Origin of the sequence: Pseudomonas sp. RGM2987 (assembly GCF_022952855.1) — a bacterium.
Lineage (GTDB): Bacteria > Pseudomonadota > Gammaproteobacteria > Pseudomonadales > Pseudomonadaceae > Aquipseudomonas.
Genome location: NZ_JALJDX010000201.1, coordinates 22,327 through 36,092, shown reverse-complemented (window position 1 = coordinate 36,092; position 13,766 = coordinate 22,327). Strand labels below are relative to the sequence as shown.

The 13,766-nt window shown below is 60.7% G+C and carries 12 protein-coding genes and 1 pseudogene; 7 read left to right on the top strand and 6 right to left on the bottom strand.

Translation table 11 applies throughout. From position 1 onward, the window contains the following. Window positions 1–43 precede the first annotated feature (43 nt). Window positions 44–1,615 carry a GGDEF domain-containing protein gene (locus RGM2987_RS15850; RefSeq protein WP_245142871.1) on the bottom strand — a complete coding sequence of 524 codons (1,572 nt, stop codon included), beginning with the start codon at window positions 1,613–1,615 and terminating at the stop codon, window positions 44–46. 409 nt (window positions 1,616–2,024) lie between these two features. Here RGM2987_RS15850 and chrA point away from each other — a divergent pair, with 409 nt between their 5' ends. Together chrA and RGM2987_RS15840 are read left to right on the top strand one after the other, a co-directional pair. Further along, window positions 2,025–3,371, top strand: coding sequence for a chromate efflux transporter (chrA, locus tag RGM2987_RS15845; protein ID WP_245142868.1), 1,347 nt, complete (start codon window positions 2,025–2,027; stop codon window positions 3,369–3,371). A gap of 192 nt (window positions 3,372–3,563) precedes the next feature. Continuing rightward, window positions 3,564–4,052 (top strand): hypothetical protein, encoded by a 489-nt coding sequence (locus RGM2987_RS15840; protein WP_245142866.1) that lies wholly within the window; start codon window positions 3,564–3,566, stop codon window positions 4,050–4,052. A 50-nt stretch (window positions 4,053–4,102) separates the two neighbouring features. Here RGM2987_RS15840 and RGM2987_RS15835 read toward each other — a convergent pair whose 3' ends face one another. Beyond that, complete coding sequence (locus tag RGM2987_RS15835) at window positions 4,103–4,351, bottom strand: hypothetical protein (protein WP_245142864.1); 249 nt, start codon at window positions 4,349–4,351, stop codon at window positions 4,103–4,105. 143 nt (window positions 4,352–4,494) lie between these two features. Then, entirely contained in the window at window positions 4,495–5,718 is a 1,224-nt protein-coding gene (locus RGM2987_RS15830) for an MFS transporter (protein WP_245142861.1), read from the bottom strand. 619 nt (window positions 5,719–6,337) lie between these two features. Between RGM2987_RS15830 and RGM2987_RS15825 the strand changes: the two are divergent. Beyond that, window positions 6,338–6,618 (top strand): annotated as a pseudogene (locus tag RGM2987_RS15825) (AraC family transcriptional regulator); the annotation flags it as partial. A 133-nt stretch (window positions 6,619–6,751) separates the two neighbouring features. Here the strand turns inward: RGM2987_RS15825 and RGM2987_RS15820 are convergent. Both RGM2987_RS15820 and RGM2987_RS15815 read right to left on the bottom strand, forming a co-directional pair. Next, on the bottom strand, window positions 6,752–7,633 hold the full coding sequence (locus tag RGM2987_RS15820; RefSeq protein WP_245142858.1) for a TIGR03915 family putative DNA repair protein: 882 nt from the start codon (window positions 7,631–7,633) through the stop codon (window positions 6,752–6,754). Beyond that, window positions 7,624–8,844 carry a putative DNA modification/repair radical SAM protein gene (locus tag RGM2987_RS15815; protein WP_245142856.1) on the bottom strand — a complete coding sequence of 407 codons (1,221 nt, stop codon included), beginning with the start codon at window positions 8,842–8,844 and terminating at the stop codon, window positions 7,624–7,626. The genes RGM2987_RS15820 and RGM2987_RS15815 overlap by 10 nt, the downstream gene beginning before the upstream one ends. 166 nt (window positions 8,845–9,010) lie before the next feature. Between RGM2987_RS15815 and RGM2987_RS15810 the strand changes: the two genes are divergently transcribed. From RGM2987_RS15810 to RGM2987_RS15795, 4 genes are all read left to right on the top strand, one after another. Continuing rightward, complete coding sequence (locus tag RGM2987_RS15810) at window positions 9,011–9,181, top strand: YhfG family protein (protein ID WP_245142854.1); 171 nt, start codon at window positions 9,011–9,013, stop codon at window positions 9,179–9,181. After that, window positions 9,181–9,789, top strand: coding sequence for a putative adenosine monophosphate-protein transferase Fic (locus tag RGM2987_RS15805; protein WP_245142852.1), 609 nt, complete (start codon window positions 9,181–9,183; stop codon window positions 9,787–9,789). The genes RGM2987_RS15810 and RGM2987_RS15805 overlap by 1 nt, the downstream gene beginning before the upstream one ends. A 174-nt stretch (window positions 9,790–9,963) precedes the next feature. After that, window positions 9,964–12,111, top strand: coding sequence for a WG repeat-containing protein (locus RGM2987_RS15800; protein ID WP_245142850.1), 2,148 nt, complete (start codon window positions 9,964–9,966; stop codon window positions 12,109–12,111). 45 nt (window positions 12,112–12,156) lie between these two features. Further along, complete coding sequence (locus RGM2987_RS15795) at window positions 12,157–12,879, top strand: metallophosphoesterase (protein WP_245142848.1); 723 nt, start codon at window positions 12,157–12,159, stop codon at window positions 12,877–12,879. Between the two features lie 191 nt (window positions 12,880–13,070). On the opposite strand, the gene RGM2987_RS15790 is transcribed toward RGM2987_RS15795, so the two are convergent. Then, entirely contained in the window at window positions 13,071–13,424 is a 354-nt protein-coding gene (locus RGM2987_RS15790) for a DUF6124 family protein (protein WP_245142846.1), read from the bottom strand. Between the last annotated feature and the right edge of the window lie 342 nt (window positions 13,425–13,766).

Sequence of the window (13,766 nt, the reverse complement as noted above, 5' to 3'; positions counted from 1 at the left end):
CTGAGCAGTTGACCGTGACAGGTCGTCGATGATTCCAACGAACTCAACGATCCGAGCGCTGCAACCCATCGAGCCCGCTGTCCATGGACAGCGCCGCCACGCGGTTGCGACCGCTGTGCTTGGCCTGATACAGCGCGGCGTCGGCGCGCTGGATAAATACCTCGATGCTGTCCAGGCTGCTGGGAACGAAGGCGTAGCAGCCCAGGCTCACCGTGACGTGGCCGGTCGGCGAGCCGGAATGGGTAACGTGTCTGGCGATGACCTTCTGCCGGATCTGCTCAGCCAGTACCATCGCGCCGTGCAGGTCGGTATCGGGCAGCAGCACTGCGAACTCCTCGCCGCCATAGCGCACCGCAAGGTCAGCCTTGCGATGGCAACAATCCCTGAGCACTTTCGCCACCTCCACCAGGCAATGGTCGCCGGCCACGTGCCCGTAGGTGTCGTTGTAGCGTTTGAAGCAGTCGATATCGAGCATGATCAGGCTCAGCGGACTGCGCTGGCGAGCGCCTCGGCCAAACTCGACGTCCAGGGCCCGCTCGAACAGCCGGCGGTTCGCCAGGCCGGTCAGGCTGTCATGGGTGGCGATCAGTTCCAGGGCCTCCTGGGCTTTGCGCAAATCCGCTTCGATCCGCTCGCTGTTGCGCACCTGACGCGCGAATACCCAGCCAAACAGACAGATACCCAGGACCACCAGCGCCACGATGAGGCTGGATTGGAAGGCCCGGTCATGCCAGCCCGTCAGGATGGCTTCCTCGGACATGGCTGCCGTGACCACCAACGGATAGGCTTGCAAGTGCTGGTGTCCGTAGAGCCTGACGACGCCATCAACGGCGGAACGGATGATTGCGTCGCCGGAGGTCGCGCCTGGCAAGTCATGCTTGAAGATATGTTCTTCGGTCAGCGGGTGGCCGATCCGCGCCTCATCGAATGGCCGGCGAGCCAATAGCGTGCCGTCGGACAAGGCCAGGGCCATCTCGCCTTTATCGTCCAGGCTGAAGCTTTTGAAGAACCGGTCGAAGTACGACATCTTGATCCCGGCCATCAGCACGCCCTGGAAATTGCCGTCCCGGTCATTCACGCGCCTGGAAACCGGGATGATCCACTCGCCGTTCTGTCGACTGCGGATCGCCGGCCCGATATGGGCGACCAGCGAGGCGTTCTGCTGGTGGAAAGCAAAGTACTCCCGATCCGCCACCCCCGGGCCCCTTTGCAACTGATCGAAGGAGGTCACGACCCAGTGGCCCTTTTTGTCGAACAGGAACAGGCCGTGCAATTGCTCAAGTGATTGCACGCGTCGGGCGAAGGTCTGGTGCAAGCGTGACCGGGAGGCCGGGGCAAAACCGTCGAGTTGGATCCAGTCGGCCTGACTGGCCAGGACCAGGTCGGCCTGCAGGAAAGTATCCTGAGCCTGTTGCGCCATGGCCCGGGTCAGATTGGCCGACGCGATGCGGGCGAACTCCAGGTCGTGACGCCGGGACTGCTCCAGTTGCAAATAAAGCAAACCGCACAGGCACAGGCAGACCGCCGCGATAAACGCCACCGCTGCCTTGAGCAAGGGCAGGCGTTTCAGGGCACCGTCGGGGGGATGGAGCGGATCGTGAATGGGGATAGGCAAGCGAGTTCCTGGGGAGGCTAAAACATGAGCGAGGTCGCTCAAAGCCGCCAATAATCGAGAGCTTAGCCTACCGCTTGAGGGGCGGCAATTTGCCCGTATCGTGCAGCCGATAAGAGGCAAAGTGGATCCAAAAAGATCTATTCCTTTGAATAGCCACACGCTCGAAAACGCTGAAAACCTCGTGGCGAGGGAGCTTGCTCCCGCTCGACTGCGCAGCAGTCGCCCTCTTTCCCAAAAGGCCCCTTTGGGCTGCTTCGCACCCCAGCGGGAGCAAGCTCCCTCGCCACGGGCGGTGGTGCTCGGCGCCCATGAAACGCTGCGTTTTTTTCACGAGCCCCCATCACCGAGGCTATCTAAATCGGACGACGCCCCCTAACGTATGGTCGCCTTCTATTTCTGCGTGCCCGCCATGAATAAAGCGTCCGATACATCCCTGAGCAGACCCTCTGTCGTCAGCCTGCGTGAAGCCTTCTGGTTCTGGCTAAAACTTGGTTTCATCAGCTTTGGCGGGCCGGCCGGGCAGATCTCGATCATGCACCAGGAACTGGTGGAACGTCGGCGCTGGATTTCCGAGCGGCGCTTTCTGCATGCCCTGAACTACTGCATGCTGCTGCCAGGGCCGGAAGCCCAGCAGCTGGCGACGTACCTGGGCTGGCTCATGCACCGGACCTGGGGCGGGGTCATCGCCGGTGCGCTGTTCGTACTGCCGTCGTTGTTCATCCTCATCGGCCTGTCGTGGTTGTACATCGCCTTTGGCGAAGTGCCGGTGGTGGCGGGGATTTTCTATGGGATCAAGCCGGCCGTGACAGCCATCGTGGTACATGCCGCCCACCGGATCGGTTCCCGTGCACTCAAGAACGGCTGGCTGTGGGCTATCGCCGCCGCCTCGTTCACCGCGATTTTCGCCCTGAACATTCCGTTCCCCCTGATCGTGCTGGGCGCCGCCGTAATCGGCTACCTGGGCGGGCGCTGGGCACCGGAAAAATTCAGCCTGGGCGGCCACGACGCCGCGCATCGATCATTCGGCCCGGCATTGATCGACGACGACACTCCAAGCCCGGACCACGCCCGGTTCAGCGCCTTGCGGCTCGCTCGCCTGGCGATTGTCGGTGCCCTGCTGTGGATGTTGCCGATGGGCGTGCTGACCCTGGCGTTCGGCTGGGAAGGTACCCTGACGCAGATGGCCTGGTTCTTCACCAAGGCTGCGCTGCTGACATTCGGCGGCGCCTACGCGGTCTTGCCCTACGTGTACCAAGGCGCCGTCGTGCACTTCGGGTGGCTGACGCCCACGCAAATGATCGACGGGCTGGCCCTGGGCGAGACCACGCCCGGACCGCTGATCATGGTGGTGGCGTTCGTCGGCTTCGTCGGCGGCTACGTGACGCAAGTGTTCGGCGCCGAGCAGGCGTTCCTGGCCGGCGCCGTCGCGGCCACGCTGGTGACCTGGTTCACCTTCCTGCCTTCCTTCCTGTTCATCCTGGCCGGTGGCCCGCTGGTGGAGTCGACCCACAACGAGTTGAAATTCACTGCTCCGCTGACAGCGATTACCGCAGCGGTGGTCGGCGTCATCCTCAACCTGGCCTGCTTCTTCGGCTACCACGTGCTCTGGCCCAACGGCTTTAGCGCCGCGCTGGACTGGCCATCGGCGGTCATCGCCCTCCTGGCGGCCATTGCGCTGTTTCGCTACAAGCGCGGCGTGATCCAGGTGCTGCTGGCGTGCGGGCTGGCGGGGTTGGGGGTGCATTTGTTGCGTTAGCTGAAGCGTTCGACAAGCGGATAACATCATTCGAAGTGAACCCCAGCCGCCCCACATGGCCAGGGAGCTTGCGCCCGCCGGAGAGCCAAGCGACCCATCCGGCGGCAGCGCACCTTCCAATGACCCAGCGCAAGCAACCCCGTCAGCCCCTCAGCTAAGCTCAGTCCAATCATCACGACAGGGACCATCGACATGAGCAAGGCAGACGAACTGGCCGCCAAACTGAAGCAAGCCCAACAGGCCCAGGCCGACAACGACCACGGTGCCGACCTGGCCATCGAACATTGGCCCAGCCAGGTCAACGAGTTGTACCGCCAGATCGAAAACTGGCTGGCCCCGCTTTGCGAGGCCGGCCTGGACATCCGGCGCAATCCTACCCACGTGTTTGAAAGCCACTTCAGCGGTTCGACGTACCACTACGCGATCGATCAACTGGTCATCGAGGGCAACGCCCGTCGCATTACCTTTGATCCCATTGCCCGTTTCACCCTGGGAGGTGCCGGGCGCGTCGACATCCAGATGGCGGGGCAGGAAAGTTACATGCTTCGCAGCGTCGGCGAGCACGGCGAATCGATGTGGCACATCAAGACCGTCCCTCGAGCTGGGCAGCAGCCTGCCGAGCCCGTCGGGTTGCACGAAGATGCGTTGCTCTCGGTGGTGGAAAAAGGCTTGGGGCTTTAACGCAAATGGGCGGCCTTCTCAGGTCGCCCATTGGTGTTGAATGAAACCGATTAACCGTTGGTTTGAATGGCTGCCGCGATGACCGCATCGGAGGGGATTTCCATCGCCGGCACTGTCAGCCCGATCGCCTGCCTTCCCACAAGCCGGCTCAAGGCGTTGTCGATTTCATCTGCCGCACCTTGAGCGTAATGGGCGTTTGCCCAAGTCCAATAGCGCTCAGCCATGAGCCCGCCTACCGCCTGGGCACACAGTTCATCGCTGCTGACACCCATCTTTCCCGCAGCAGCGATCACGGCCATAAGGGCTTGTTCCAACTGCGAAATACGCTCGGTAGTCACAACTCAAAACTCGGAAGATCACGAGTGCGAAGTCTACCAGCATATCAATGTGCCACCAACCGAAGGCGCTCAACGGTCGCCCTTCCATTGAAGTGCAATTCCAATCACCCCATCGGGTTATACGTCGCTACGTTCGAAGGCGCCGACTCTCGGACCGCCGCGCGTGCAGCCAGGAGCGTGAGCACGGTCGCAATCACCAATATGGCCGCGCTGGTTTCGAACGTCGCCTGGTAGCCCCGCAGATCAAACAGCACACCACCCAGCGTCGCGCCCGCGCCGATGGCGAGCTGGACAATGGCGACCATCAATCCGCCGCCGGCTTCGGCATTGTCCGGCAGTGTTCGCGACAGCCAGGTCCACCAGCCTACCGGCGCCGCCGTCGCCACCAGCCCCCAAAGCCCCAGCAGGACGGTCGTGATCGTCACCGACCCGCCAAACCCTACGAGCGCAATGGCAATCGCGGCCATCAACAGCGGGATGACAACGAGGGTCCGGTACAGCGCGTTTTTCAGGAATGCACCAATCAGGAAGGTCCCCAGAAACCCCGCCAACCCGATCACCAGCAGCATGAAGGACAGCATGGACACGCTCACCTGCGTCACCGTCTCAAGGAACGGGCGCAGGTAGGTGAACAGCATGAACTGGCCCATGAAGAATGTGCTGACAGCCAGCATGCCCAGCACGACCGGAGCCCGGGTCATCAACATGAAGACGTTGCTACTGCCCTGCTTTGTCGGCTGCGAGCGCATCGAAGGCAGGCTCAGCAGCAACCAGACCAAGGCAATGGCCGCGATCGGCACAATGCAAAAAAACGCGCCGCGCCAACCGATGATCGCCCCGAGGAAACTGCCCAGCGGTGCCGCGACCACGGTCGCCAATGCGTTGCCGCCATTGACGATGGCCAGGGCGCGCGGGACCTTATCGGCGGGTACAAGGCGCATGGCCGTGGCCGCCGACAGCGACCAGAAACCGCCGATCGCCACGCCGATCAACGCGCGGCCGACCATGAATATCGCGTAGTTGGGCGCCAGGGCGACCACTGTTCCAGACACGATCATCAGTAGCGTCAACGCCGACAGCAACACCTTACGGTCGACCCGGGCGGCGATCGAGGCAATGAACAGACTGGTGATCAAGGCAAAGGCGCCCGAGACGGCAATGCCCTGGCCGGCCTGGCCTTCGCTGACCTGGAGATCGGCGGCTACCGGTGTCAGCAGGCTGACGGGCATGAACTCGGAGGCCACGAGGGCGAACGCGGCAAGCGACATGGCAAGCACCGCGCCCCAGGCCGGTTGGCCTGAGGTTTTTGGTAATGAGGTGTGAGGCATTGGGATGCATCCTGTGTCGCTGGGTGTAGTTGGAAGTCGGTCCGGTTGAGGGCCGAGTGACGGGGGCACTTTCGATGTTTGTGCAAGCTGATCCATTGCCTTCGCGGGCAAGCCCGCTCCCACAGGGGCTCAGTGGCGGGCATTGGGTTTGTGAACAACATCAAATTAATGTGGGAGCGGGCTTGCTCGCGAAAGCGGGGTGTCAGTCGCCGAATAGGTTGAATGACACACCGCCTTCGCGCTCCCACAGGGGGCCTGTGGCAGGCACTGGATTTGTGAATAACCTCGATCAAACTGTGAGGGCAGGTTTACTCGCGAAAGCGATTGGTCGGCCACGGCGATGCGTGTTTGACCTGAAGACCCAGTGTCAGGGATCGACTCCGGCGACCGGTAGCGCATTCCTCCGGAGTTCTTGCCCGATCCTGTGACGGCACAAATGACCGATAGGCAGCGCTTCGCTTGGCGGGTTAATGTCCTGCCCATAGCTCTTGACCTGATGGCATCCGACCCGACATGACCCTCCAGCGCCGCCCCTTTCAAGAGACCCTCGCCAACACGATTGGCGCGCGGACCACCGGCACGGGTGACTTCGAGACATCGATACTGCACCACGCCCTTTCGCGTCGACGACCTGGCGGCACGGGTGCAGATGAGCGCGCCGACTTTCCTCACCACTTCCGCCAGCTCACGGCGATGAGCCCACTGCAATACCAGAAATGGCTGCGCTTGAACGAGGCCAAGCGCCTGATGCTGAAGGAGCATCTGGACGTGGCGAGTGCAGCGTTCAAGGTCGGTTATGAAAGCCCTTCCCAATTCAGCCGCGAATACGCCCGCTTGTTTGGCCTGCCCCCAAAGCGCGACATTGCGGCATTGCGCAGCCCACCCGAAGGTATCCGTTGAATCGTGGTGAGAGAGCATGCTGCGCAGCAGAATTCCCGTGGCGAGGGAGCAACCCCCTCGCCACGGTTGGTATCCGATCGTTGGAAAGACATTGGCTTAAATCCAAAGCATCGGTATGAACTGAAAGCCCCGACTACTCAGGTGCAGGGCTCGATCCCAAGGGAGCGCTCTCAACCCTCGCCCCCACAACAATCCGCTTGCCCACCTGTTCCCTCACCTCCAAGGCCTGCCCATCGCGCTGCTTCCCCTGCCGCGCCAGCCCCACCAATTGCGGAATCAACCCGCCCTCCGGCAAGTGCTGCCAGAAACGTCCGGGCATGTGCTGCCTTAACGCCTGGGGATTAAGCCGCGCCGGGTTGAAGATGTGTCGATAGTAGGTGCGCCACAACTCGGCGCCGGGGTCGTCGGCATGACGTGCCCATTGGCGCCACTCTTCGGGGCATTGGCGCCTGTAGTCAAGCGACTGGCCGTCGAAGCGGATGCCGTCGCGGGGTGTTGCGATCAGCCAGCGTTGTCGTCCCAGGCGTTCGGCAAAATGGCTGCTGGCGCTTTCGAGGATGTCGTGGGCTGGCTCGTGGAAAGACACCAGGTCCAGCTGCAACCGCTCGGCCAGCGCCTGGGGCAAGGGAATGAAACGCACGAAAGCATGCAGATGGTGCGCCTCGCGACTGACCTGCTTGATCCGTCGCTGCAGCTCACTGCCCAGCCGATCACCCGCAAGCATGGCGGTGCGGTCGCCATGGGCAACGCGCCAGAGTACTTCGTACAGCAGGTTCCAGCGTTGTTCGCCCAGGTAACGGCTGGCCTGTTCGAGTTGTGTCAACAACGCCGCCGGGATCCGCGTGCGGAACGGCCCCGGGCCCGGTGGGAGCGGCGTCGGTACAGCCAATAAGTCAGTGACAGGGCCTTGGGCCCACGTGACGTCACTCGGGTCGATGCCGTGGCCAAGCAGGGCCCGGGCCTGGTCACGCCAGGTGGAGAAGTCGTCATCGCAATCCAGCGCGATCACCCCCATAACCCCATCTGCACCGGCCGTTGGGGATCGCGCAGGCGCGCACGCAACAGGCCGCTGCGCACCTGGGCTTCGGCGGGCCGGTAGTCGCTGGTGATGATGAACGGTCGCGCCTTTTCCAGCACGCAGCGCAACTGCACCAAATCGTCATAGCGAACCCGTCGCTCCCGCCGTAGCGCCACCAGGCGTTGCACACTACGCAGGCCGATGCCGGGAATGCGCGCCAGCAAAGCAGGCTCGGCGCGGTTGACGTCCAGCGGGAAGACCTCACGATTGGCCAGCGCCCATGCAAGCTTGGGGTCGATGTCCAGATCGAGGTTGGTGGCGCTGCTCAGAAGCTCGCCCGCCTTGTAGCCATAACCGCGCATGAGAAAATCCGCCTGGTACAGCCGGTGCTCGCGCAGCAAGGGCGGCGCCGCCAACGGCACACTGGACGGGCTGTCAGGGATTGGGCTGAATGCCGAGTAATAGACCCGACGCAAACCATACCCCTGATAGAGCGATTCAGCGTTCTGCAGGATGGCGTGGTCGTCGGTGGCATCGGCGCCCACGATGACCTGAGTGCTTTGCCCGGCCGGCGCGAAGCGCGGCGCCCTCGCCTCGCCGGCCACCGCCTGCTGCCCCTCATGAATAGTGCCCATGGCCTGGCGGATCGTGGTCAATTGCTTTTCCGGCGCCAGCCGCTTGAGGCTCACCTCGCTGGACAGCTCGATGTTCACGCTCAGGCGATCGGCCAGCCGTCCGGCCTCCTCGATCAACAACGGATCCGCATCGGGAATGGTCTTGAGATGGATATAACCGCGAAATTGATGTTCTTCGCGCAGCAAACGCGCCACCCGCACCAACTGCTCCATGGTGTAATCGGCTGAACGAATGATGCCAGAGCTCAGGAACAGGCCACTGATGCAATTGCGACGATAGAAATCCAGCGTCAAGCGCACCACCTCCTCCGGCGTAAAGCGCGCCCTCGGCACGTTGCTGGAGCGACGGTTGACACAATACTGGCAGTCATACAGGCAGAAATTGGTCAGCAGCACCTTGAGCAATGAGACACAGCGCCCATCGGGCGTGTAGCTGTGGCAGATGCCCATGCCATCCGTGGCACCGAGCCCGTCGCGCCCCCGGGAACTGCGCTTGGGCGCGCCACTGCTGGCGCAGGAAGCGTCATACTTGGCAGCGTCGGCGAGAATGCCGAGCTTGGCGATGAGTTGCATGGAGGACTCTCGATACTGGACATAAACACAGTATTTTGAGATGAACTGCATTGCAAGGGCCATTGATCAGTTCAATGTCCATTCGCGAGCCCATAGAGGTCGCCACATAGGCCACGCCAAGCCGATGGGCTATAATCCGCGCATCATTGCGAGTGAGGTAAGCCCCATGGGCACTGTCAGCCTTGAAGCGAAAAAGGCCTACGCGGCCAGAACGCGCCGATCCAACTATGCCGCCAGCCTGCGCCTTGAAGGCTTCAAAGTGACCTTCTCCGACGGCGAATGCAAAATGCCCACGCGCGAAGAAGTCTTGAAGTCCTTCACCAAGACCCGAACCTGATGCCGGACAAATATGGTGTCGGCGAAGACGCCTACTGCTATCCCGGCTCCACCGTCCTGCGCAACAAACTCGATATCCGTGACGAACTGACCTTGAGCGAGGCCGAGCAACAGCTCTCGGCCATCGCGGCGGACAACGTCGAGTTCAGCCCTCCTCCTTACAACTTGGCTTACCTTCAAGGCATACACCAGGTTCTATTCAGTGACTTGTACGAATGGGCCGGGGAGTTGCGCACGGTAGGGATGGCCAAGCAGGACACCCGCTTCTGCCAGCCGCAATTCATGGAAGCGGAAGCTGCAAAGATCTTCAAGCACATGGCAGCGAAAAACTGGTTCGAAGGCATGAGCCGTGCAGCCTTGATCAACGCGGTTGCCGATGCCTACTCGGACATCAACGTAGTACATCCCTTCCGCGAGGGAAACGGCCGCGCACAGCGGATTCTCTTTGAACACCTCATCATGAATGCCGGGTTCGAGATCAGTTGGTGGGGCATTGAGAAAGAGGAGTGGATTTACGCAAACATCGCCGCTTACAACTGCGCGCTCGGGCCCATGGAGCAGGTGTTTGAAAAATGTATCGGCCAGGAAATTCGCACACCGATAGCGTGAACGTTGAAAAGCTCGCTCGGGCCGACCTGGATCGACCCGGCGCTTTCGAACCCGCCGCCGCGGGCGCCCCTTAAACCGTCAAGACAGGGTTGGCATCATCCAGCCTATTGGCAGGCGGCCAGGCCGTGTGGTTAGCTGGCCGCACTTTCCCGCCCCCTGACTAACGAAGCCACGATGAACCTTCCCCAGCCTCGCTTGAGATTGCTGTCGATACTGAGTGTGACCCTGTTAGTGGTGGGCTGTTCGTCCTACTACTTGTTTCGCCAAAGTAATGTCTCAGCGAGTGAATACTTCGCAGCCGAGGACATGAACGAAGGCGGCGTAGAGGACATCGGCACACTGGCGCTGCCGGATGTGGAGAAGCGCCTGAACTTCCTGATCAACGACACCGATGAAACCCTCCGGTCGTTGGAATTGGTCAGCCAGACGGAACTCAGCCTGAAGGTTGAGGGAACCCAACCCGCCGGCGAGCAGGAACTGCAATACGAGGAACTGTTCGTTCCTTTCACCAGCGCAGAGGTCAAAACTGCGCTGGCGTCAGTCCAAGACATTCATTTCGCCCAAAAGCTGTTTGCTGACGGTTCCGAAGTGCGGCTTGAGACCAGCAGTCTTGATCCTTTGTGGAAACGCGCAGCCACTCCGGATGAACCAACGGCCGAACAGTACCGCCCGGACCGCCTGCGTTTTCGCGATGGCAGCGAGACGCTTTTCGCCGATATCAAGAAGCAGCCCGAAGCGGAGTCGGACGATATTCCGCTGTCCCGTGACGTCATCACACTCTCGGTCAACAAACCCTTGGCCAGTCTCGACCTGACGATCGCCTACCGCAGTTATCCGGCGTTCAAGAAAGTCGTCCTGGACAAGGATCACCCGAAGGTCACCCTCGGCGACGGCCAACAATTCCAGCTCACCGCCCTGGGCGACGACAGTGCTTCGCTGCGACTGAGCACGCCCAAAGCGTCGACCTTCGTCGTGCAGGGCCTGACCGACACGGGCAAGGCGCTTTACAGCAATGGCAACAACACCCGCTCGTTCCCTTCGGAGGGCGACATTGACGCGTTGCGTGACTACTACAAGGCGTTGCGCAAGACCAAGGATGATCTCGCACAGTTCAAGACCAGCCAGGCGGTACAGCAACGGCTGGAGCAGTTGGTCGAAATGCTTTCCACCCAGGCCGGGCCGCTGAAAAACACCGAGGCCGATTATCGCTTCGAGGCCACGCCGCGGCGTATCGTCATCCACGTGCTTGCTCCGATGGAAGACAACAGCGCCGTATTCGCAGGTGTGCCCAACCTGCTTGCAGCGCAAACCCGTTACATCGCCCTCGACCGAAACGCTGACCTCTACGGTTTCATCGACCAGAGCGGCCAGTGGTTGATCAAACCACGCTGGCTACAGATTCAAGCACCCGATCAAGGCGCCGCGCAAATCTACACGCTGCTTTCGCTGAAGAACGCCCGCGACCCTGACTCCGAAGTACTGGAGCAAACGGCCTACTTCCCTGCGGGCAGCAATAAACCCGTCAATCTACCGTTCGAACTCATATCCCAGGCAATGGATAACGGCCTGCTGTTGGTGGAGCGGGAAACCAATGGCCCTTATGGGCTCTACGACGCCAAGCATCACCGTTTCATCCTGCCGATGAAGTTCGTCAACCCCACGGTGATCGGCAATCTGTTCATCGCCCGTCTGGGCACCAAAACCTATGCCACGGAGGGTCACTACGGCGCCTATACCCTCGCCGGCAAAGAGATCCTGCCAGCGCAGTTTTCCGCGATCGAGCAAAGCGGTGACCTCCTCTACACCACCTCAGCCGATCAGAGCCGCCGGGACGTCCACGACCTGCAAGGTAAACGGATCAACCTTCAGGGTTACAACGTGATCGGTCGATTCTTCGGCGAGCAACCGCTGCTGGTGCAAGACGCCAAAAACAAGACCTTTGCCTTTATCAACCGCCAAGGCGCGCTGCTCCCCATCAAGTTGCCGTATGACGAAGTGGAGCCGTTCTCCAACGGCATGGCCGTGGTCGGGCGCGATAGCAGTTACGGCGCCATCGACTTGGCCGGCAAACTGCAGATTCCGCTGGAGTATAACCAGATCAGCGCGTTCCAGAGCCGCTACGCGGCTGCGGTCCGGGAAGGCGACAGTGGCCTGGTATTGATCAGCCAGAACAATACACTGGTGAAGAAACTGGGCTCCTATACGAGCCTGAAAGTCCCAGATAACGGTAACGAGGCGCGCTACTATGTGAGGGCTCCGGGCAATAGCGATGAGTATCTGGTCTATGACGCCGATGGGAATCTTGTGGAGAAAGAGCAATAGGAGCATCCCTAGCCGTCCCGTTTCCATTAACAACTACACCGACGAATGAACACGATAAAAACATTCCCATCCAACGAGAAAGGCCGTGACTTTGTCGTGGGTGACGTTCACGGACACTTCGAGCTTTTAAGGGCGCTTCTGAATCGCTCAAAGTTTGACCTTGAACAGGATCGTGTTTTCTCCGTGGGTGACCTGATTGATCGCGGCCCCGACTCCGTGGAGGTCGTGAACTGGCTTTCACAACCGTGGTTTCATGCGGTTCGGGGCAATCATGAACAAATGCTGATTGACTGCGTCTCGGGACACGGCGACATTCCCAGGCACACCCGAAACGGTGGGGCCTGGCTCTACGAGCTGGCGCCAACGCTCCAAGATGAACTTTCCACGGTCCTCCAAGCGCTTCCGACGATCATTGAAGTCGACTTGTTGGACGGGAGAACAGTGGGCATCGTACACGCCGAAGCCCCGCTGACGCTGATAGATGACGATTGGCAGAAAGCCAAGGAAGCGTTATCCGGGCAACTGGGGGAGATTTGTCGGCTGCGAGCCGTGAGCATGGCGCTGTACGCTCGGGAGAAAATCGAGCGGCAAAACCATGATCCTGTCAGAGGAATAGACCAGCTCTACGTGGGCCACTCGACCGTGCCGAGCGTTACGCGCCTGGGTAACGTCGTTTATATCGACACGGGTTGCTCCTTTGGGGATGGCGCCTTGAGCCTGGTCGAGCTCACTGACGGAACTGTTACCTGCATTAACATGAGTCAGTGATTTCAGATGTTCCCTGGATACGCTCCTTCTTCAAGGATGTCCGTACGCCGTTAAGATAGTCGGCCATGGATTGCCTGCGCAGTGTTTGAAGGACACTGCACAGGCTGCTTCGCCCGTGCCTGTTCGAGTCGGCGGCTCTGTAGTCAGGGGGGCTACAAGGTCCGGCTCAGCTTTACGTCACGGGCACGGCGCTAGCGCGGATCGACGTTATCCAACGCCCGATTCGCCAACAGCTCGCTCAATTCGATGACTTGTAGAATGCCCAGCGCAACATGCCGCCGCGACCCTTCAAGGTCGAACGCAAGGATGTTTATCATGGCGTTGGCCGAAGCCAGGCTTTCGCTGAGGTTGGCGAGCAGACTTTCAGTGTCGATACCGTCGATGACGGTGAAGAGCTGACCCGGTGATGGGTCCGTTTTGGCTTCGCTTTCTTTCGGTTTCAGGTAGAAATCCAGCGCGCGATCGGTGGCCTCTTGGACTTTCTTTGGATCGAGGCCGGCAGAGCTGGGGTCCGTTTCCGGAGGGTTGGGAGTTACTTTGTGCATGATGACGCTCCTAGGGGTATTGGAGCTGCCAATCTCGCTGCTATACGAGAGGGTGGCAGCTGTACGCGGGTTAGCAGACCGGACCCCTAGAGCCGGTAGACCCGAAGGTCTCCCACGCACAACCGCCATTACATAGGTGCAGACACTAAAGCCTGCTCTCGAATGCAGAGCACTGTGCGTTTGGGGAGTCAGGCTGCTAAACCCGATCGCTGATTTTCAGCGACTCGGAAACAATAGAGCCCCGGCCCAATGGCGCACAAGCGGGCGGATTCTGTCTTAGTTGTAGGCAATGGCGCAAGGTGACGTAGCCTCGGGACTAGGGCTCGGTGTTACGAGTTATGT

Coding starts and splice junctions, on each gene's coding strand:
- RGM2987_RS15840 (WP_245142866.1), top strand. CDS start 3,564: ATGAGCAAGGCAGACGAACTGGCCGCCAAACTGAAGCAAGCCCAACAG.
- RGM2987_RS15815 (WP_245142856.1), bottom strand. CDS start 8,844: ATGCAACTCATCGCCAAGCTCGGCATTCTCGCCGACGCTGCCAAGTAT.
- RGM2987_RS15805 (WP_245142852.1), top strand. CDS start 9,181: ATGCCGGACAAATATGGTGTCGGCGAAGACGCCTACTGCTATCCCGGC.
- RGM2987_RS15820 (WP_245142858.1), bottom strand. CDS start 7,633: ATGGGGGTGATCGCGCTGGATTGCGATGACGACTTCTCCACCTGGCGT.
- RGM2987_RS15830 (WP_245142861.1), bottom strand. CDS start 5,718: ATGCCTCACACCTCATTACCAAAAACCTCAGGCCAACCGGCCTGGGGC.
- RGM2987_RS15790 (WP_245142846.1), bottom strand. CDS start 13,424: ATGCACAAAGTAACTCCCAACCCTCCGGAAACGGACCCCAGCTCTGCC.
- chrA (WP_245142868.1), top strand. CDS start 2,025: ATGAATAAAGCGTCCGATACATCCCTGAGCAGACCCTCTGTCGTCAGC.
- RGM2987_RS15800 (WP_245142850.1), top strand. CDS start 9,964: ATGAACCTTCCCCAGCCTCGCTTGAGATTGCTGTCGATACTGAGTGTG.
- RGM2987_RS15835 (WP_245142864.1), bottom strand. CDS start 4,351: ATGGCCGTGATCGCTGCTGCGGGAAAGATGGGTGTCAGCAGCGATGAA.
- RGM2987_RS15795 (WP_245142848.1), top strand. CDS start 12,157: ATGAACACGATAAAAACATTCCCATCCAACGAGAAAGGCCGTGACTTT.
- RGM2987_RS15810 (WP_245142854.1), top strand. CDS start 9,011: ATGGGCACTGTCAGCCTTGAAGCGAAAAAGGCCTACGCGGCCAGAACG.